This is a genomic window from Algoriphagus jejuensis (genome assembly GCF_039523455.1).
Taxonomy (GTDB): domain Bacteria; phylum Bacteroidota; class Bacteroidia; order Cytophagales; family Cyclobacteriaceae; genus Algoriphagus; species Algoriphagus jejuensis.
On record NZ_BAAAFI010000008.1, the window covers coordinates 114951 to 133733 of the forward strand.

19 protein-coding genes are annotated in these 18783 nt (G+C 47.7%); 11 read left to right on the top strand and 8 right to left on the bottom strand.

The window, feature by feature from the left end; genetic code table 11:
* Positions 1-65: 65 nt before the first annotated feature.
* The 4 genes from ABD031_RS10040 to recA all read right to left on the bottom strand — a co-directional run bounded on the left by ABD031_RS10040 (position 66) and on the right by recA (position 5845).
* Positions 66-1856 (bottom strand): TIM-barrel domain-containing protein, encoded by a 1791-nt coding sequence (locus tag ABD031_RS10040; RefSeq protein WP_343850952.1) that lies wholly within the window; start codon positions 1854-1856, stop codon positions 66-68.
* Positions 1857-1877: 21 nt separating this feature from the next.
* On the bottom strand, positions 1878-3197 hold the full coding sequence (locus ABD031_RS10045; RefSeq protein ID WP_343850954.1) for a CehA/McbA family metallohydrolase domain-containing protein: 1320 nt from the start codon (positions 3195-3197) through the stop codon (positions 1878-1880).
* A 56-nt stretch (positions 3198-3253) separates the two neighbouring features.
* Positions 3254-4576: a hypothetical protein gene (locus ABD031_RS10050; RefSeq protein WP_343850956.1), complete on the bottom strand. Its 1323-nt coding sequence runs from the start codon at positions 4574-4576 to the stop codon at positions 3254-3256.
* A gap of 240 nt (positions 4577-4816) precedes the next feature.
* On the bottom strand, positions 4817-5845 hold the full coding sequence (recA, locus tag ABD031_RS10055) for a recombinase RecA (protein ID WP_343850958.1): 1029 nt from the start codon (positions 5843-5845) through the stop codon (positions 4817-4819).
* A gap of 181 nt (positions 5846-6026) precedes the next feature.
* Between recA and ABD031_RS10060 the strand changes: the two genes are divergently transcribed.
* The 3 genes from ABD031_RS10060 to ABD031_RS10070 all read left to right on the top strand — a co-directional run bounded on the left by ABD031_RS10060 (position 6027) and on the right by ABD031_RS10070 (position 8709).
* Positions 6027-6812, top strand: a complete 786-nt coding sequence (locus ABD031_RS10060) for a DUF3108 domain-containing protein (RefSeq protein ID WP_343850960.1) — start codon at positions 6027-6029, stop codon at positions 6810-6812.
* Positions 6813-6964: 152 nt separating this feature from the next.
* Positions 6965-7654 carry a response regulator transcription factor gene (locus ABD031_RS10065; protein WP_343850962.1) on the top strand — a complete coding sequence of 230 codons (690 nt, stop codon included), beginning with the start codon at positions 6965-6967 and terminating at the stop codon, positions 7652-7654.
* Positions 7655-7656: 2 nt separating this feature from the next.
* A complete protein-coding gene (locus ABD031_RS10070; protein ID WP_343850964.1) occupies positions 7657-8709 on the top strand; it encodes a sensor histidine kinase in 1053 nt (350 codons plus the stop codon).
* Between the two features lie 20 nt (positions 8710-8729).
* Here the strand turns inward: ABD031_RS10070 and ABD031_RS10075 are convergent, their stop codons facing one another.
* Positions 8730-9113, bottom strand: a complete 384-nt coding sequence (locus ABD031_RS10075; RefSeq protein WP_343850966.1) for a DUF3037 domain-containing protein — start codon at positions 9111-9113, stop codon at positions 8730-8732.
* The gene (locus tag ABD031_RS10080; RefSeq protein WP_343850968.1) at positions 9091-9894 is read right to left on the bottom strand and encodes a HipA family kinase; all 804 of its coding nucleotides are present in this window, start codon (positions 9892-9894) and stop codon (positions 9091-9093) included. Before ABD031_RS10080 ends, ABD031_RS10075 begins: the two co-directional genes overlap by 23 nt.
* Positions 9895-10059: 165 nt before the next feature.
* Between ABD031_RS10080 and ABD031_RS10085 the strand changes: the two genes are divergently transcribed.
* From ABD031_RS10085 to ABD031_RS10110, 6 genes are all read left to right on the top strand, one after another.
* Positions 10060-10770 carry an RluA family pseudouridine synthase gene (locus ABD031_RS10085; RefSeq protein WP_343850970.1) on the top strand — a complete coding sequence of 237 codons (711 nt, stop codon included), beginning with the start codon at positions 10060-10062 and terminating at the stop codon, positions 10768-10770.
* A 176-nt stretch (positions 10771-10946) separates the two neighbouring features.
* On the top strand, positions 10947-11390 hold the full coding sequence (rplM, locus tag ABD031_RS10090; protein ID WP_343850972.1) for a 50S ribosomal protein L13: 444 nt from the start codon (positions 10947-10949) through the stop codon (positions 11388-11390).
* A gap of 10 nt (positions 11391-11400) precedes the next feature.
* Positions 11401-11787: a 30S ribosomal protein S9 gene (gene rpsI / locus ABD031_RS10095; RefSeq protein ID WP_343850974.1), complete on the top strand. Its 387-nt coding sequence runs from the start codon at positions 11401-11403 to the stop codon at positions 11785-11787.
* Positions 11788-11825: 38 nt separating this feature from the next.
* Positions 11826-12587 carry a 30S ribosomal protein S2 gene (gene rpsB / locus ABD031_RS10100; protein WP_343850976.1) on the top strand — a complete coding sequence of 254 codons (762 nt, stop codon included), beginning with the start codon at positions 11826-11828 and terminating at the stop codon, positions 12585-12587.
* A 117-nt stretch (positions 12588-12704) separates the two neighbouring features.
* The gene (tsf, locus tag ABD031_RS10105) at positions 12705-13535 is read left to right on the top strand and encodes a translation elongation factor Ts (RefSeq protein ID WP_343850977.1); all 831 of its coding nucleotides are present in this window, start codon (positions 12705-12707) and stop codon (positions 13533-13535) included.
* Between the two features lie 182 nt (positions 13536-13717).
* Positions 13718-14215, top strand: coding sequence for a hypothetical protein (locus ABD031_RS10110; protein WP_343850979.1), 498 nt, complete (start codon positions 13718-13720; stop codon positions 14213-14215).
* 377 nt (positions 14216-14592) lie between these two features.
* Here ABD031_RS10110 and ABD031_RS10115 read toward each other — a convergent pair whose 3' ends face one another.
* Both ABD031_RS10115 and ABD031_RS10120 read right to left on the bottom strand, forming a co-directional pair.
* Positions 14593-15888 carry an aminopeptidase P N-terminal domain-containing protein gene (locus ABD031_RS10115; RefSeq protein ID WP_343850981.1) on the bottom strand — a complete coding sequence of 432 codons (1296 nt, stop codon included), beginning with the start codon at positions 15886-15888 and terminating at the stop codon, positions 14593-14595.
* Between the two features lie 16 nt (positions 15889-15904).
* On the bottom strand, positions 15905-16738 hold the full coding sequence (locus ABD031_RS10120; protein WP_343850983.1) for a glycosyltransferase: 834 nt from the start codon (positions 16736-16738) through the stop codon (positions 15905-15907).
* Between the two features lie 137 nt (positions 16739-16875).
* Between ABD031_RS10120 and ABD031_RS10125 the strand changes: the two genes are divergently transcribed.
* Positions 16876-18102: a M16 family metallopeptidase gene (locus ABD031_RS10125; RefSeq protein ID WP_343850985.1), complete on the top strand. Its 1227-nt coding sequence runs from the start codon at positions 16876-16878 to the stop codon at positions 18100-18102.
* 3 nt (positions 18103-18105) lie between these two features.
* The gene (locus ABD031_RS10130; RefSeq protein ID WP_343850987.1) at positions 18106-18750 is read left to right on the top strand and encodes an O-methyltransferase; all 645 of its coding nucleotides are present in this window, start codon (positions 18106-18108) and stop codon (positions 18748-18750) included.
* Positions 18751-18783: the final 33 nt, after the last annotated feature.

Here is an 18783-nt window from a genome sequence, read left to right on the forward strand (position 1 = left end):
GCCCGGTGCCTTACCGAGCTCTTCCTGTCAATTTTAACGCAAGGAGTATCAAACCCTAAACAAACTCACCTAATCTCATAAACTCCACCTTGATAAACCTGCGTCTTAACTACCAATTTACCCTTCTCCGAATCGTAGTGGTAGCCTTCGCCCTCCACTAATGTTTGGCCGTCAAGAGAAACCACCGACGGTGCTGAATCCATCGCAATTCTCAGCACATGAGGCACCTTTTTACCGGTCAATTTCACCCGCAGTTCAGCATCGCTTTTTTCATATGAAAAAACGGTACTTTCTGCTTTTTCGCGATTCACTTCAAATGAATGGCTCTCCAAATCCGGGTAGATCAACAGGGTCAAAAAGCCCTTATCCTCTTCGCTTCCGACGCCCGTATAGCTTCGCTCAATGTTCATCGGGATGATGGCTCCTGCTTTGATATACACCGGGAATTTGTCCAGCGCATAGTCCGCTTTTACCGTGACTTTTCCCTCGATGAGCTTTTGGTCATCAAACCAATAGCGCCACTTTCCCGCAGGAAGAGAGACTTCCCAGTCCAGCTGATCTCGGAAGATCGGAGCTACCAAGAGTTCCTCTCCGAAGTAGTACTGATGCTCACCCTGATCAATTGGATTTTGCAAAAGCGCCCCTCCCTCGTGACCTGTCACCACATAGTGATACATGTAGGGAATCAGCTCCGTGTGAAGCCAGGAGTATTCCCGGATGATCTCCAGCTCTTCGGGCGTCCGTAGCCAAAGTCGCCTTTCACCATGTCCTCCATTCATAAACAGCCCACAAAACGCGGAGAACTGAGCCCAGCGGATGTACAGCCTGGGAGGAATTTCTTTTCCGGAAAAACCCGCCACATCCGAGCCGATCACATTGTAGCCGAGACGGCCACTTTCGAGGATGCTGTTGATGGCCGATTCAAATCCCTCGATTCCTTCTATGGCGATATCGACTCCGTCTTCTCCATGCTCAGCAATCAGCTCCTGACTCACCCATTTATGCTCCTGATCGCCTACCCAGTTGACCGGCGAGGCATCGATAGGCGCAAATCCCTCCGGGTGAAAGCCTCTGTCGATCGCTCGCGCCAGGGTAGTAAACTCCGGATTTTTGCTCAAGCCATAGGCCAGCTCATCCCGGTAATAATGGTCCATGTACGTCCGTGTCGTCATCCATCCCCCCGCAGATTTCACATAGAAAAAGGGAAGCCCGGAGATCCAGGTTGCGTTGTAAGTGGCCGCGCCATCCAGCTTCCAGCCGTCAATGCCAAGAGCATAGACTTTGTCCTGCTTGCCTCTCCACCACTTCATCGCTTCGGGATTGGAGTAGTCAATGGCCCCCCCCTTGCCTTTCCACCAGCTGATCACGTTCCCACCGCCGGTGAGGTAGCCTTTGGATTTGGCTTCTTCCAAATACTCCGGGCTATCCTTCAGCGCCAGACCTTTGTTGACGCTGTTCACATAGGACGTCATCCAAAGCACGATCCTGTAGCCTGCATCTTGCTTTTTCGCAAACCATTCTTTGTAGTTGGGATAGAGTGTCGTATCGACATCGAAATCATTGTATCGATAGCTCCAGGGGCTGTCTAAGATCACCGTCCTCACCGGGATGTCGTGCTCTGCGTAGCCTGCCAGAAGCTCATCCACGAAGGCTGCCGTGTTCACATCGTCTTCCCAAAGCCAAGGTTCGAGCGCCCAGGCCGGAGTCAAGGGAGGATTGCCATGTCGCTGCGCATTGAAGGGGATTCCCCAAAAAGGAAATAGAAACAGGCCGTAGGCCAAACTGGCTAAGACGACCAAGATCGAGGAAAGGATCCAGGCCAGTTTTTTCCAGCGACTACTATTTGACACACTCATCAGTGATTTATTTTGGAGTGACTAGTATAGATAAATCGGATTGGTAAAAATCCAGTTGACCCATTCATCATTCAGCCAGAGATCAGCCTCGATGCGGTAGTTGCCTTTTTGATTTTCGGGAGAAAAATCAAATTCATAGCTGCTTTCCCTCGTCTCCAGAAGCAGCTCACCATCATGGATCAGCCGATAACGCGCCGGAAAAGGCGAAAGCACTTTCAGCTGATTTGCTACTTGGACAGCAAGAGAATCGCCAAGGATTCCAGCCAGTTCCGACTTTTCATTTAGTGCGAAATACTGGAACCCTTCCGCTTTGGCAAGTCCCTCGAAAGCGACAAATGCATTGCCTTTTTCAATGCCTTCCTTGATTTTCCGGGAGGAAAACTCGGAAGCGAACACCGTATTATTCACAAAGTTGAAGGAATGGAAATAGGTATCGAGCTCCATTTTGAATGCCCAGCCGTTTTCATCCGGCTCCTCTAGCAGGATTTTTTCCAAAAACCCAGGTTCACGAATACTGATAGTTTTGGCATTGTTTCCCACCCATTCGACTTCGCCGTTTTCCAGATAACGGGCCCTGATGTTTTGGTTGTTGTGCGCATCGACTGAGCCTACGCCCGTGACTTTTCGATTTTGATTGATCCGATCCCAGTTGGCGAGGATCGCTGATTGCCTGTCGTAGAGCTCCCGATAGCTCCAGTGGCGATACTTGTCGCCGTTGACGAGGTGATTGATCAGGAAAGGAAGAATCCCGTCTTCGTCCAACAGGTCGGTATGGATATTATAAATCTCCATGGCCTGATAGTCCAGATTGTCCCAATCGTGGTCTTTCTCCGTGTGGACGTAGGTGACCAAGCCACCCTGGGCCACGACCTGATAAATCAGCGAGTCCTCGGCGATACTCAAATGCAATATGCCTTCCCGCAAAGGCGTGATCATCATTCCTCCACCATAACTACCGCTGGTCTCCGTGCCCGCTTCGAAAATCACTCCCTCAAATTCGCCATGAAAGGATCTGGGAAACGTATCCAGTTTGTCATGGGCATGATCGGCAAAAAATATAAAGTCCAATTCGGCTTGCTTCGCACCGGCAAGGATCTCTTTCAAAGTCCCCCGGCTGTCGTGCGACCAGAAGGAATGCGCATGCGTCACGCCGGTGTATCCTGTGAATGGAATCACTTCTAAAGGCTTTCGGTAAGCATCCCAAATCTCCTGCCTGCCTTGCTCCAACCTGGGATAGACCACCCATTTATTGTACATCGGCTTTGCAAACAGGTAGCCTAGTAGCAGCAGCAAACCAACAAATGTGAATGCAAAAACAACTTTAAAAACCCGCTTGATCATCACTGTTTAATTAGCCCTAGCTTGTTTGTCATCTTGAGAAAGGAATCAGCACTGACTCAATTTCCGCCTTTTGGCGCGAACCCTTCCGCCGCAGGAGATTTATCTATCAAGTCCAAAGAATGTTCCACCAAGGCCGGGCCGGTCTTTTCACCCAAACTGGTACGGCTTACATAGTCGTAGCGCTTGAAGCTGTTGAAATCTTCTTTGGTCAATATATAGCCAAATGCATCATTGGTCAGGCCGAAAAGAAAAGCCTGATCTGTTTTCATCTTTCGCTTGAGGTAGAAGCCGATATTTGGCAATGCTTCGCCAGGGATTGTGAGGATCTGGGCAGTGCCCACGTTGACCAAGTTCATCTGGGTCGTGACCTTGTTGCCGTCGACGACCTTGTATCGGTGGGGAGAGTTTTGGAGGATGTATTGCATGATCGGCGAATCCACCACAAATTCTGCCGAGGTCACGGTATTGTGGATGATTGGATTGGTCTGCGCTTTTGCAGTGCTGATGATCTCCAGGGCTTGGTCCGCCAGCAGGTAACCGATCCTCCTGCACTCCTCGTAGTCGCTGGCTTCCTTTCCCTCGGACACGCGGTTATCCGCGGTCACCATACCGCCCTGAGCACCGTTCATGAAGATCGCGACACCGCCGACAGCGGATTCAATTCGATCATACAGCGGTCCACAGAGATCCGGTGAAGTGATCCCCCGACCGGCTCCGATGACTTCAGGATGCACAGCATAGTTGACCAAAGTAGCGATTACCTTGCCTTTGTTTTTCCCGGAAGTCCCCATCGCCTGGATCACTCCACATCGTGGATCATAGAGGTCAGGCGCGTAATAGTTGTAAGCAATCTTGCCTTTGGCCTCGCCTACGGCAGTTTTCAGCTCGGCAGATTCCAGATTGGCCACGGCCTCGTTGACCGCGTCGGCGATCTGCTGCACACACCAGTTGAGGTAGTCCATGTCAGCGTTGATTTCTCCTTTTTCATTGGGAAAACCGTAGGCATCAGGACCACTGTGGGTGTGGGTGGACCCGATCAGGATATTTTCCGCAGGGATACCTTGAATCAAAGCTCGGGATTGGTCGCCCAAAGCTGCCGGCCAGCCTAGGTTGTCGATGCCCACGAATGCCACCCGGGTGCCGTTGTTTTCGAGCACCATAGCGCGAACCCAGAGATCACCCTGCTTTTCGGTAGAGTGCCCCGGCGTACCCATTCCCCCGGAGACGGGAAGCAAAGGATCAGGAGTCAGTATGCGCTTGGCAGCGCCGACTTTCAACGTTCCCTGCGCCTGCACGGCCAGAGGAAGGCTTACTATAAAAAAGACCAAAGCAAAGCCCAGCCAATGCCAAATATTTTGATTTTTTGATTTGAAGGTCATGATTTATAAAAGTGGTTTGGGTGGAATCAGTCTTGGATCCAATTGGAAAGAACCCCTGACTATTGAACTACTTAAGATTTCAGGAAATGGGCCACTGTGATTCTCCAACCAATCGGACAATTTGACAAATGACAAAAAATCAAAACTCATTTGATTCATTTTGGCCTTACAAAAGACCCCGCTATTACAAACCAAAAAAGGAGACTTTCGCCTCCTTTCCAATTATATACTCAATTTCAGTTAATCTTCCAAGGAAATAGTTGGTTCCGTTGGCAATACGCCGGAAGCTGATTTGATCTTCAGTTCCAGTTCGTCCATCAGTTCCGGATTGTCCAGCAGGAGATTCTTAACCGTATCTCTGCCCTGTCCGAGCTTTTCTCCGTTGTAGGAGAACCAAGACCCGGCCTTTTTGATGATCTCCAACTCCACGCCAAGGTCAATGATCTCTCCGACTTTGGAGATGCCTTTGCCATACATGATGTCAAATTCCACCACTTTGAACGGCGGCGCTACTTTGTTTTTCACCACTTTCACACGGGTACGGTTACCCAGGATATTGTCCGCGCCTTCTTTGATCTGTCCGACACGACGGATATCCAGACGGACCGACGCATAGAATTTCAGGGCATTACCACCCGTTGTAGTTTCGGGATTACCAAACATCACGCCGATCTTTTCGCGAAGCTGGTTGATAAAGATACAGGCACAGCCGGTCTTGTTGATCGCTCCGGTGAGCTTTCGGAGCGCCTGAGACATCAGTCTTGCCTGAAGCCCCATCTTGCTTTCGCCCATCTCGCCTTCCAGTTCTCCCTTTGGTACCAAAGCGGCCACGGAGTCTATCACGATAATGTCGATCGCACCGGATCTGATCAGGTGCTCGGCGATTTCCAAAGCTTGCTCCCCGTTGTCCGGCTGAGAGATCAGCAGGTTTTCGGTATCGATCCCCAGCTTCTCGGCATAGTGTTTGTCAAAGGCATGTTCAGCATCAATAAACGCAGCCAATCCGCCTGCTTTCTGCGCTTCAGCGATGCAGTGCATGGTCAGGGTCGTCTTACCAGAAGACTCCGGCCCGTAGATCTCGATGACTCGACCGCGCGGGATTCCGCCGATTCCCAGGGCCATGTCCAGGCCCAGCGAACCCGTGGAAATTGTAGGAATATCCTGCACTTTATTATCGCTAAGCTTCATTACGGTACCTTTTCCGTAAGTTTTTTCCAGCTTATCGATTGTTAGCTGCAAAGCTTTCAGTTTTTCTGCGTTATTACTCATGATTTTAAAATTGTAGAAGATTCAAATGTCGGTGAAAGTAACGAAAGATGAAGGCATAACCAAGATGGCTAGTCCCATTGTTTGGGGAAGCCAAATTCGTATTTTTAATCAATCAAAAGAGTTTTTTTCACGTAATACCTTTCAGAAAACCGCAAAATTGTCAGGTATTGTCAAGTATCAAATGAAAATTGCTTTCAGGGCCCTGCTTCTACTGTTTGCCGCCACTTCCTTTGCCTGGGGTCAGACCGATTCGAAAAATTCTGCCTTTACATTTGGGGAGGAGTTACAATTTGAGGTTTCCTACGGATGGCTCAACTTGGCTGACGCCAAACTCCAAATCAACCGCCGCCCAGTCCAGGAACAATCCCGGCCCCATTATAAGATCGACGCATACGGGAAGACCAAAGGCGCTGCTACCATATTTGGCAAAGTCAACGACAACTGGGGTACCCATGTAGATACCAGCACGCTCTTACCCTCTCTTTCTTACCGCTTGATTGAAGAGGGAAAATACCGGAAAAACGAGAAAGTCCACTTTGATCAAGTCAACCGAAAGGCAAGGATGGAACTCTATGACAAGGACAAAATCCTGAGAGTCTCCAAAGAATACCCACTGCCGGGCAATGTTCAAGACCTCGTGAGTGGGTTCTATTATTTGAGAACGATGGACCTGACCAATCTCAAAAAAGGACAGGCTATCTTGATGACCGGATTCTTCGACAAAGAAATATATAACCTAAAATTAATATACGAGGGGACGGAGGAGATCGAAACCAGCCTTGGGCTCGTCGATACCTATATTTTCTCCCCTTTGGTACCCAAAAACAAACTCTTCCGAGGCGACTATCCGGTCAAAGTGTGGGTCACTAGAGACCAGAACAAAATACCTGTAAAGATCAAAGCCAACCTATTCATCGGCTCACTGAACATCGACATCTCCTCTGCCAAGGGGCTTCGTAACAAATAGTTCTCCTGAGCTTAACACGAAATTAACATTGGCAAGCTCAAGTAGCCATTTTCATGAAATTCTTTATCGATAGAAGGTATTCGCCAATTTTTGTTTGGCTCCGATCCTCAAATATTCTGTAATTTTAACGGAACCTTAAAAGCAATTCCTCGATGAGCGAAAAGCAAAAGATCAAGGTCCTGGTGGTAGATGACGAACCGGACATTGTAGAGATCTTAAAGTACAACCTTCAAAAAGAAGGATATGATGTGGCCACTGCCGAAGACGGAATCAAAGCGGTGAAGACCGCTGCCAAGTTTCAGCCAGACGTGATCCTGCTCGACATCATGATGCCCAATCAGGACGGCGTGGAGACCTGTCTGCAGATTCGCCAGATTCCAGAGTTAAAAAATACCTTTATCATCTTCCTGACTGCCCGCATGGAAGAGTATTCCGAAGTGGCGGCCTTCGATGTCGGAGCGGATGACTACATCACCAAGCCGATCAAGCCGAGGGCACTGATGAGCAGGATTTCCGCACTCTTTCGCAGAGAATCCAAAAAAGAGCAGGAACAGACCCAAATCAAGGTCAAAGACCTCACCATCGACCGAGGCAGCTACACCATCGACAAATCCGGCAAGACCATTACGCTTCCCAAGAAGGAGTTTGAACTGTTGTATTTCCTTGCCAAAAACCCTAATATGGTTTTTGGTAGAGATGAGCTGCTTCACAACATCTGGGGATCAGACGTGTTTGTACTGGCCCGCACGGTCGATGTACACATCCGCAAGGTCCGCGAAAAGATCGGTGAAGACTATATCTCTACTGTAAAAGGCGTAGGGTATAAGTTCGATTTGGGATAAAAATGCTGACCACTTCCAGGGGAATTTCTTTGATTTTGGCGTTTGCCATATCCGTCCTCGTGGCCGCATTTCTTTCCCTGATGCCTGACACCACCCCAACCATCCTGTTGGTTGCGGTAGGACTTACGTTTTCGGCCTCGTACCTGCTGATCAATATTACGCTGGAGTTTCTGGTCTTTCGGGAGATCGGGAACATTTACTCTCTGCTGGAGAAAATCCAGAAAAAAGAGCTTTCCGAAATTCAGGACAAGTCCCTGCGCTCGTCGCTTTCTCCGCTGCGCAAGATCAATTCGGTGATCAACACCTATGCTCTGGCTCGACAAAAGGAAATTGACACGCTACAGAAGACCGCAGAATTCCGGAGAGAATTCATAGCAGACATCTCCCACGAGCTCAAAACCCCGATTTTTGCTACTCAAGGCTACATTCACACCCTGTTGGACGGAGCGATTGAAGACAAACATGTAAGGATGAGATTTCTAAAACGTGCTGCAAAAAGCTTGGATTCTCTGGATGTACTCGTGCAGGATTTGCTCACGCTAAACCAAATGGAAAGCGGCGCAGTTAGATTCACCTACACGGATTTTGATCTGAAAGAGCTGTTGCAGGAAGTGATCGAGCAACTGGAGCATAAGGCCGATAAAAGAGAGGTAGCGATCAAGCTGGACTTTGACCCTGAAAAAAGCTATATCACCCACGCGGACAAACCAAAAATCTACCGTGTCTGTCAAAACCTAATCTTCAACGGGATGAACTACAACCACCACGGCGGTGAGGTCAAAGTATCCCTGAAAACCCACAAAAACACCATCCAGGTTGATGTCAAAGACACCGGTCAGGGGATTCCGCCCGAGGATCTAAAGCGGATTTTTGAGCGATTCTATCGGGTGGAGAAAAGCCGATCCAAAGAAAAAGGCGGAACGGGACTTGGGTTGGCAATTGTCAAACACATCCTCGAAGGCCACAAAAGTAAGATCGCCGTCAGCTCCACCGTAGGAAAAGGATCAATTTTTAGTTTTTCACTTCCACTGGACAAAGAGAAGAAAGTCGACTGACATTTGGCTACGCAGCATTGTCAGACGACATACTCCTGAAAAAGAGTTTCCAGCGTCTTTGTTAAATCCTCAGAAAATCCTCCATGCGGACGGGATGTCTGCATCATAGAGCTGCGAACCGCCGTCAACCAGCGAAATCGGGAAGCTGCGTCCTGAAGGGCAATCGGATTTCCCATCTTTTCACCTTTACATATTTTCTCGAAAGAATCCAGGTAGCATCTGAACAAATCCAAATCCGCGTCCGGATCCAAGGCGAGCAGCTTTTCCTCATGAAGCTGAATCTTACAGGCTAGGAAGTTTTGGCGCTTGCAGCAAATCACCACACCCACGTTCACAAATTCCTCCCGCTCCACGCGAGGAACCAGCCGGATCAAGGCATACTCAAATAAGTGCTTTCCTTGCATCGTTGGCCTCATTTACAAATACCCTGGAATTCTCCAGTCTTAGTTTTAAAAATGCAGCATAGACTTCCCGCGCTTCTTCGGCTGTCTCGGTGTCTCTTCCCGCCAAGATCCATTCCTCCGGTACCATATCCACTACCTCTCTGATGAGCTCGGGAGTAATCAACTCCTTCATCTCCGCATCCACTTTCTCCAACTCAGTCGCTTTGGGCAGGAGCACGTGATCCTTGATGGTCGCGAAAGGGCTCAGCGCGTGCTTCTCCCAATTGTCCCAAGAATGGTGAAAAAGAAAAGCTGCACCGTGGTCGATGAGCCAAAGTTCTTTGTTCCAGATCAGCAGATTGGTATTGCGAAAGGTTCGGTCCACATTGGTAATCCAGGCGTCAAACCAGACGATACGCGAGGCAAGATACTCATCCACTAGGCTCGCCCCTGGATCAAAGGTCAGGGCACGGGAAAGGAAATGCAGCGCCAGGTTCAAGCCTTGGCTGCTCTTGAGTAGATCCTGAATTTCCTCATCTCCTTCGGATCGTCCAAAGGCCTCGTCTAGATTGGCAAAGACCAACTCGGGCACTTTGAAACCGAGTCTTCTGGCCAACTCGCCCCCAATCAGTTCGGCTATCAGGGCCTTTTCGCGCTGTCCGGCTCCTTTAAATTTGAGCACATAGCTAAACCCGTCATCGGCCTCCGCCAAGGCCGGCAGGGATCCGCCTTCTCTGAGCGGCATCACGTAGCGAGTCACATTGACCAGTCGGAGCGATTCCTGAAAGTTGTTTTCGTCCATCATCTAAAAATGAAAACAAATAAAACCCGAAAACTTCGAAACCGGGCGATGCAACCGCTTTAAATTTACCTAGACAAGTGCCCCTCCACCTCATTTGCATCCCCACTTTTTTCCGAACGATCGATTCCCTACTTTTGCAGCCTCAATTGAAGAGGCAGGAGATCCATGAAGAAAGTAGATTTTGAAAATCTTATTCTGTTTGAAAACGAGGATTACCTGGTAATCAACAAGCCGCCGTACCTATCAAGCTTAGACGACAGGCACGAGGCGCAGAACATCCTAGACTTGGCCAAGGCATACACCTCCGATCCTCAGCTGTGCCACAGATTGGACAAGGAAACTTCAGGATGTCTGGTGATTGCCAAAAATCCAGTGGCTTACAGGCATTTGGCCATGCAGTTTGAAAGCAGAAAAGTCGAAAAAATCTATCACGCCGTGGTCGAAGGGATCAAGGAATTCAACCATGAGTTGGTAGACCGAAATCTCTTGACAAACAACAAGGGAATCGCCAAAGTCAGTAAAGACGGCAAGCCTGCTCAGACGTTTTTCCATACGGTAAAAACCTACTGGGCACATACGCTGGTAGAATGCAGACCGATCACCGGTCGCCTGCATCAGATCAGGGTACACTTGGCTTATGTCAAATCTCCGATATGCGGGGATACACTTTACGGCGGCAAGGCCTTATTCCTATCTTCACTCAAGCGCCGCTTCAATCTCAAGAAGGACACAGAAGAATTGCCGATCATGCAGCGGGTCTCTTTGCATGCGTTTTCGATCGTCTTTGAGGGAGTAGATGGTAAACCGATCAAGGTGGATGCCCCCTACCCCAAGGATTTTCAGGTGCTGGTGCAGCAGCTGGAGAAGAACGCATAGAAGCGGGAACCCGGAGACTAAAATCCGGTTTTTCCGAAGGGGAAATATACCTAAGCCTATGAAAATTAGGAGTTAGGATCGAAAATAGTTTGCATGCCAAATAAAATACTTCTATCTTTGTGTCCCTTTTTGGGGTCGATAAATTAATAACAAGCTAAAAATTAAACAGTTACACAGTGGATACTCTGAGCTATAAAACCATCTCAGCCAATTCTTCCACAGTAGAAAAGCAGTGGGTGGTAGTGGATGCCCAAGCTGCGATTCTCGGACGATTGGCTAGCGAGGTAGCAAAAATCTTGAGAGGGAAAACGAAGCCTAGCTTCACTCCCAACGTGGATTGTGGTGACAACGTCATCGTAATCAACGCAGACAAAGTCAGACTGACAGGTGACAAGTGGGACGCAAAAGTCTATGTGCGCCACACCGGTTACCCAGGTGGACAGCGAATCTCAACTCCAAAATTATTGAAGCAGAAGTCTTCAACGATTTTGATCGAGAAAGCTGTAAGAGGCATGTTGCCTAAAAACAGATTGGGAAGCAAGTTGTACGGCAACCTGTATGTATATGAAGGTGCTGAGCATCCTCATGCAGCACAGCAACCAGAAGCCATCACACTTTAATCGCCAAATCATGGAAATGATCAACAAAATCGGTAGAAGAAAGACCTCTGTAGCCCGTATCTACATGGCTCCAGGAAACGGCACTATCACCGTCAACGACAAAGCAATCGAAGTTTACTTCCCGTTTGACCTGCACCAGATCGTGGTAAAGCAGCCTTTGACCCTCGTGGGTGTAGAAGGCAACTACGACGTACAGATCAATGTGGACGGCGGCGGAATCAAAGGACAGGCTGAAGCAGCCCGTATGGCGATCTCCAGAGCTTTGTGTGAATTCGACGCTGAGCACAGACCAGCCTTGAAAAAAGAAGGTTTCCTTACCCGTGACCCTAGAATGGTCGAGCGTAAGAAGCCAGGACGTAGAAAAGCAAGAAGGAAATTCCAGTTCTCCAAGCGTTAATCGGAACCAACTTCATTCAATAGAAAACAATTTCATTCATGTCAAAAATCGAATACAAAGACTTACTGGATGCTGGTGTTCACTTCGGACACTTGACGAGAAAGTGGGATCCAAGAATGTCTCCATATATCTTCATGGAGAAGAACGGTATCCACATTATCGACCTCAACAAAACGCTTGCTTGCCTCGACGAAGCATCCAACGCAATCAAGCAAATCGTACGTTCCGGCAAAAAAGTAATGTTTGTCGCTACTAAAAAACAAGCCAAAGACTTGGTAGCTGCCGAAGCTCAGCGTCTGAACATGCCTTACGTGACCGAAAGATGGTTAGGTGGTATGTTGACCAACTTCGCTACTATCCGTAAGTCCCTCAAAAAAATGTCAGGTCTTGAAAAACTGATGAAAGAGGACGCTTACAAGAACTTGGCTAAAAAAGAGCGTCTGATGGTAAGCCGCGACAAAGAGAAAATGGAAAGCGTTTTGGGCGGTATTGCCGACCTGAGCAGACTTCCGGCAGCTCTTTTCATCGTGGATATCAAAAGAGAACACATTGCGATCGCTGAAGCTCAAAAACTTGGAATTCCGGTTTTCGCATTGGTAGATACTAACTCCAACCCTAACGAGGTGGACTTCCCTATCCCAGCCAATGATGATGCCTTCAAGTCAGTTTCTTTGCTGGTGAAAGCTTTCGGTGCAGCTATCGAAGAAGGTCTTTCAGAAAGAAAGAGAGACAAGGACGATGCTAAACTTTCTGAAGAGGAAGAAGCAAAAAGAGCTGTGGACGCTGAAACACAAGATTAATCCACAATCGATTTGAAATATAAAAATTGAACATCCGGCTCCGGTCGATGTTCAATTTTTTGTTTTACCCTGATTAAAGAACTATATCCCGTTTAAATAAATAAACAGATCACAACCATGGCAATTACTGCACAAGACGTAAACAAACTGAGACAAATGACCGGTGCCGGTATGATGGACTGCAAAAAAGCTTTGACAGAAGCTGAAGGCGACTTCGAAAAAGCAGTAGACATCCTCAGAAAAAAAGGTCAAAAAGTATCTGCTTCCAGAGCTGACCGTGAGACCAAAGAAGGAGTAGTAGTCACAAGAGTTGCAGAAAACGGAACCAAAGGCATCTTGCTTTCTTTGACTTGCGAGACTGACTTCGTGGCCAAAAACGAAGGATTCGTTGAGTTTGCAAACACACTGATTGATCTTGCTGTAGCTAACGCTTCAGAATCAAAAGACGCTGTCTTGGCACTTCCAATCGAAAACCTTACGGTAGCTGAGAAAATCATCGAGATGACTGGCCGTATCGGCGAAAAGATCGACATCTCCCACTTCGAAATCATCACTGCTGAGGCAGTCGTTCCTTACATCCACTCCAATGGTAAATTGGGTGTGTTGGTAGGTTTGGTAAACACTTCCGGTGCTGACACCGAAGAAGCAGGCAAAGATGTGGCAATGCAGATCGCTGCGATGAACCCTGTCGCTGTAGACAAAGACGGAGTAGATGCTTCTACTATCGAAAGAGAGATCGAAATCGGTAAGGAGCAGGCTAGAGCTGAAGGCAAACCAGAAGAGATGTTGGAAAAAATCGCCATGGGCAAATTGGCTAAGTTCTACAAAGAAAGCACTTTGTTGAGCCAGCAGTTTGTGAAAGACGGATCCAAGTCCATCGCTCAGTACCTTGACGGTGTGAGCAAAGGCTTGACTGTAAATGCATTCAAGAGAATCTCTATCGGTTAATTTTCCGATTAGGACACCAATAATAAACCCCTTTCAGAGCGATCTGAGAGGGGTTTACTTTTTTACATGAAAGCAATGCGAATTTACCGCCGATTAGTAGTAGCAGTAGTTATATTCCCTAGTTATCTATTATGAGAAAAAGTTATACCTACTTTACCAACCATACTCCATATAGTTGTCCAATGAAAACAATTTCATTTTTTACTATCCTTTTGATCCTGTCTTTGACCACTTCTTGTATTGAACCCGACTGCTGTGATGTAGTCCAATCCCAAGAGTTCTTTGTCAACCTCCAAAATACGGAATCGGCAAATCTGCTCGATCCTCAGACGGCAGGAGCTGTAGACCTCAGTAAAACGCGTCTATTTCTTCTTGAAGACGGAGAAGCCAAAATGGTGAAATACGAAAGTCCTGGAGCCGTGTTAGACTATCCCTATGGAGTAATTTCCTTCGAAGAAAACGGAGAATATGGAGTGAAATTCTTTTTTGAGTACGACGGAAACCGGAAAGAACTGGAAGGCTTTATCCAATGGAATGACAGGTTTATTGACACGCTTACGTTCACCTTCAATTCGGCTGAGAATCCCCGCCACCTCGTCAAAATCAGCCAAAACAGAACTCCGTTGTGGGATATGGAAACCGATCTAGAGTATCCTGTATCCATCACGCTGATTCGCTAAAGCTTTAACAGCCTTTATTTACTGAAAAACCCTCTTGGAGCGATCTGAGAGGGTTTTTCTGTTTATATATACCAAGTCTTTTTAGAGTTAAATTTCAAAACTTACAAAAGCTGTTTTTTTTAAACTTTTGACAAGGACTTCGACTCCGCTCAGTCTGACACGACTGTCACCCTGAGTCTTAAATATCCTGGTAACATACAAAAAAGGAAATGCCTGTGATTTGATTCTGAAGCAGGGGTACTGTCACCTTGAGCGGAGTCGAAAGGTCCTCGACCTCGAGACTCTCGTCTCAGGTGATCAGACTGACACAATTTTGCTGCCTTATAATGAAATCCTTCATAGGTATCGGTATCGAAGGGTAAAATGTCTTAGTGCATTTAAATTCCCTTATTCATCAACTCCTCAATCTCCTCCGCCTCGATCGGGATATTCCGCATCAAATCGAAGTAGCCGTTTTCCTGGATTACGATATTGTTTTCCAGTCGAATTCCGAAGCCTTCGGCAGGAATGTAAATACCCGGTTCGACAGTGAATACCATACCCGGTTGGATCGGAAAGTGCATCGTCCCCACGTCATGCACGTCCAAACCCAAGTGATGGGAAGTCCCATGCATGAAATACTTTTTGAAGGCCGGCCAATTGGGATCCTGGTTTTGGATATCAGTGTGATCAATCAGTCCAAGTCCGACAAGCTCCGACTGCATGATCAAGCCTACTTCTTGGTGATAATCCTGAATGTTGATACCCGGCCTCAACATATCCGATGCCTCCCGGTGAACTCTCAGCACCGCTTCGTACACCGCTCGTTGACGCGCCGAGAATCTCCCGCTGACAGGAATAGTCCTAGTCATGTCCGCATTGTAGTTGCCGTACTCCGCACCGACATCCATCAATAGCAGCTCGCCGGCATTGCAGGCTTTGTTGTTTTCTAGGTAATGAAGCACGCAGGCAGAAGCACCCGAGGCGATAATCGGCTCATAGGCAAAGCCCTTGCTACGATTCCGGACAAACTCGTGGACGTATTCCGCTTCGATCTCGTACTCAGTCACTCCAGGTTTGACAAAGGCCAGAATTCTCCGAAAGCCCTTTTCTGTAATGTCACAGGCTATTTGCAACTGGTCAATTTCCTCCTGTTCCTTTACTGCTCTCAACTCGTGCATGATCGGGGCCGAGCGATGATAGGTGTGCAATGGAAACCGTTCTTTGCAAGATTTAATGAATCGCGCATCTTGAGTCTCGACAACTATCCCGGCCCTGAGGTGCTCGTTGGTGTTGAGGTAGATGTGCTCCGAAAGTGACACCACGGTATTCAGTATCTGGTCAAAACCAGAAAGCCATTGGATATTTTTGATTCCGGAAGTCTGCTCGGCTTCTTCTTTGGTGTATTTATGACCTTCCCAGATCGCAATATGTTCGTTGGTTTCGCGAAGAAAAAGTACTTCTCGCATCGCAGGATTGGGACAATCCGGCGCGATCAGCAAGATCGACTCTTCCTGATCAATTCCGGAGAGGTAAAACAAATCATTGTTTTGGCGAAACTTCATTGTACCATCAGCATTGGTTGGCATGACGTCATTAGAATTGAAAATCGCAACAGAATTCTTCGCCAGCTTCGAAGCAAATTTGGCTCGGTTGCGGATATAAAGTTCCTTGGGCAGCGGATTGTATTTCATGTTCTTTGGATAGTTTTCAATTAAGTTTTTTAAGTCCGTTTTTACAGACAAATTGATTTTGGGCTTGGTTTGCTCGCATCATTTCCATGTTTTCTTCTTGGTCATTCCAGCTTTCCTTGTGGTACAAATGATATTGAACTGCAAGGTTTCTCACCGATTTCAGCTGATAGTTCAGTCCTAAAAATCTCCACACCAGATCCGCATCCTCTCCCACCGCTGGTTTTGTATAGTCCTCGTCAAACCCATTGATCGCTTCGATGGCTTTGCGGTGAAAGGACATATTGCAGCCCTTGAGCTGTGTCATCTTTCGCAGTCTCGGAATAAAACCCAGCCAGCCTTTGGGATCGATGAAGACCCCCTCTTCGAGAAATCCGCCCCCATTTTTCTTGATCTTCGCAGCATTTTTACGAATAGCTTTACTCATCTTTTCGAGCGGATATTCGCCGGAAATTAGTTTTTCAGAAGTCTTCGGATCCAGTTTGACGCGTTTGCCTGCGAGGATGGATTTTTCCTCGGCCAGCTCCCAGTGAAACTCCAAAAATCTCGAATGCAGTACACAATCTCCATCGATGAATACCAGCCAATCCGCCTTGGTAGCTTGAATGGCCCGATTGAGTGCCTGATTTTTTCTCCATCCGACATCAGCCTGCGTGAGATGCTGCATGGGGAATTCTGATTTCAGTTCGCTAAGATAGTGCCGCATCTCCTCACTTTCCCCGTCTTCTGAAATGATCACTTCAAAATCCCGAAAGGTCTGCTTTTCGACCGACTTCATCACGGCATCCAAAAATGCCGTGTTCTTGTAAACCGAAATAATCAGGGAAACTTTGGGGGTAGACGGATTCGACATAAAAGGATGGGAATTAAACCGAAAGCGGCGTTTTCGTGTTAGCAAACCCATAGAAAACCCGGCTCACAAACTTAAGGGTATTCCCAAGAAGATAAAAAGCTGATTTTTTCGCTACTTTCAATTTCAAACAGACATTCATGCTCCAAATCAAGGAACTGGCAAACGGCATCCGAATAGTACATCAACAAGTCACCCACACCCGCTTGGTTCACTGCGGATTCATTCTCAACATCGGCAGTCGGGATGAGGACAAGGAGCAGGAAGGCCTCGCCCATTTTTGGGAACATATGGCCTTCAAGGGCACCCAGAAGCGCAAATCCTTTCACATCATCAACCGTCTGGAGTCGCTGGGCGGCGAACTCAACGCCTACACGACCAAGGAAAAAGTCTGCTTCTATGCTTCGGTATTGAAAGATCACTATCCAAAAGCAGCCGAACTGCTCTTCGACATAACGTTCAACAGTACTTTTCCCGAGAAGCAAATCGAAAAAGAACGCCAGGTGATCCTGGAAGAAATGGCCATGTACCGCGACGCTCCCGACGACTCAATTCAGGATGAGCTTGACGAGTTGGTGTTTGAAAACCACGCACTTGGTCGGAATATCCTGGGCACGGAAACCACGGTCGGAGGATTTACCCAGCAGGATTTCTTCGACTTCATCTCCAGCAGGCTCGACACCTCCAAGGTCGTCTTTTCCGTAGTGGGCAACATCACCTTCGAAAAAGCACTAAAAGCGATCGAAGGACCGCTGTCGCAAATCCGCACCAAACATACACTTTACGTCAGAAGTGGCTTTCACGATTTCAAACCCAAACACAAGACAACCGAACGCGACGTCACCCAATCGCTTTGCGCCATAGGTCGGCCTGCATATTCCCTCCACGACAAAAACCGCTTTAAACTCTTCCTGCTCAACAATATCCTCGGAGGCCCGAGTATGAACAGCAGATTGAATCTGTCCCTGCGGGAAAATTATGGCTACGTCTACAGCGTCGAATCCAGCTATCAGACCTATTCGGATACGGGATTTTTCGGGATCTTTTTTGGCACAGAAGAGAAAACCCTAAAAAAATCGCTGGCGATAGTACACCGGGAACTGGAGAAACTCAGAAGCAAAAAACTGGGAAGTCTGCAGTTGCACATGGCCAAGGAACAGGCCATTGGACAGATGGCCATGGCTGAGGAAAACTACGCCGCGCTCATGCTGGTCTATGGCAAAAGCCTCATTGACCATGACAAGATCGATCCGCTAGAGAAGATCTTTGACAAAATCAGGTCTGCAACTGCGGAAGAAATTCAGGAAATTGCGCAGGACATCTTCGATCCCAGCCAACTCAGCCACCTCATCTACACCCCCAATTGACCGATGGAACTATTTGATCCGGCCCTCTTGGCCTACTGCGAAGCCAACACCAGCACAGAGGACGCACTTCTCAAGAAGATCGTCCGAGAGACTCAGGCAAAAGTCCTCATGCCACGGATGATCTCCGGTCACCTCCAGGGTAAGATGCTGGAGCTTTTCGCAAAGATGCTCCGACCAAAAACCATCCTGGAAATCGGCACCTACACGGGATATTCCGGCATTTGCCTAGCCCGAGGACTACGACCAGACGGCAGGCTAATCACGCTCGACATCAATGACGAATTGGAACCAATGGTCAGGGGATTTTTTGAGGAAAGTGGGCTTGCCTCACAAATCGATTACATCCTTGGCAACGCCAGAGACGTGATTCCTACGCTAGCCGGGCCTTTTGACTTGGTTTTTATCGACGCTGACAAGTTTTACTACTCAGAATATTTCGACTTGGTCATAGACAAAGTTTCGAGTGGCGGGATCATTTTGGCAGACAATGTCCTTTGGTCAGGCAAGATCCTGGTCGAGGAAGGACAAAAGGTTGACAAGGACACTCAGGCGCTTTTGGATTTCAACCAAAAAATCCAGGCTGATCCGCGCGTAGAGAATGTTCTACTTCCCATTCGCGATGGAGTCTTAATGGCTAGAAAACTCTGATTTCTTCAAAAAGGGAATCATTTTTGCAGGCAG

Excerpts from the sequence above, each read along its gene's own strand:
- ABD031_RS10040 (WP_343850952.1), bottom strand. The coding sequence starts at position 1,856 with ATGAGTGTGTCAAATAGTAGTCGCTGGAAAAAACTGGCCTGGATCCTT.
- ABD031_RS10045 (WP_343850954.1), bottom strand. The coding sequence starts at position 3,197 with ATGATCAAGCGGGTTTTTAAAGTTGTTTTTGCATTCACATTTGTTGGT.
- ABD031_RS10050 (WP_343850956.1), bottom strand. The coding sequence starts at position 4,576 with ATGACCTTCAAATCAAAAAATCAAAATATTTGGCATTGGCTGGGCTTT.
- recA (WP_343850958.1), bottom strand. The coding sequence starts at position 5,845 with ATGAGTAATAACGCAGAAAAACTGAAAGCTTTGCAGCTAACAATCGAT.
- ABD031_RS10060 (WP_343850960.1), top strand. The coding sequence starts at position 6,027 with ATGAAAATTGCTTTCAGGGCCCTGCTTCTACTGTTTGCCGCCACTTCC.
- ABD031_RS10065 (WP_343850962.1), top strand. The coding sequence starts at position 6,965 with ATGAGCGAAAAGCAAAAGATCAAGGTCCTGGTGGTAGATGACGAACCG.
- ABD031_RS10070 (WP_343850964.1), top strand. The coding sequence starts at position 7,657 with ATGCTGACCACTTCCAGGGGAATTTCTTTGATTTTGGCGTTTGCCATA.
- ABD031_RS10075 (WP_343850966.1), bottom strand. The coding sequence starts at position 9,113 with ATGCAAGGAAAGCACTTATTTGAGTATGCCTTGATCCGGCTGGTTCCT.
- ABD031_RS10080 (WP_343850968.1), bottom strand. The coding sequence starts at position 9,894 with ATGGACGAAAACAACTTTCAGGAATCGCTCCGACTGGTCAATGTGACT.
- ABD031_RS10085 (WP_343850970.1), top strand. The coding sequence starts at position 10,060 with ATGAAGAAAGTAGATTTTGAAAATCTTATTCTGTTTGAAAACGAGGAT.
- rpsI (WP_343850974.1), top strand. The coding sequence starts at position 11,401 with ATGGAAATGATCAACAAAATCGGTAGAAGAAAGACCTCTGTAGCCCGT.
- rpsB (WP_343850976.1), top strand. The coding sequence starts at position 11,826 with ATGTCAAAAATCGAATACAAAGACTTACTGGATGCTGGTGTTCACTTC.
- tsf (WP_343850977.1), top strand. The coding sequence starts at position 12,705 with ATGGCAATTACTGCACAAGACGTAAACAAACTGAGACAAATGACCGGT.
- ABD031_RS10110 (WP_343850979.1), top strand. The coding sequence starts at position 13,718 with ATGAAAACAATTTCATTTTTTACTATCCTTTTGATCCTGTCTTTGACC.
- ABD031_RS10115 (WP_343850981.1), bottom strand. The coding sequence starts at position 15,888 with ATGAAATACAATCCGCTGCCCAAGGAACTTTATATCCGCAACCGAGCC.
- ABD031_RS10120 (WP_343850983.1), bottom strand. The coding sequence starts at position 16,738 with ATGTCGAATCCGTCTACCCCCAAAGTTTCCCTGATTATTTCGGTTTAC.
- ABD031_RS10125 (WP_343850985.1), top strand. The coding sequence starts at position 16,876 with ATGCTCCAAATCAAGGAACTGGCAAACGGCATCCGAATAGTACATCAA.
- ABD031_RS10130 (WP_343850987.1), top strand. The coding sequence starts at position 18,106 with ATGGAACTATTTGATCCGGCCCTCTTGGCCTACTGCGAAGCCAACACC.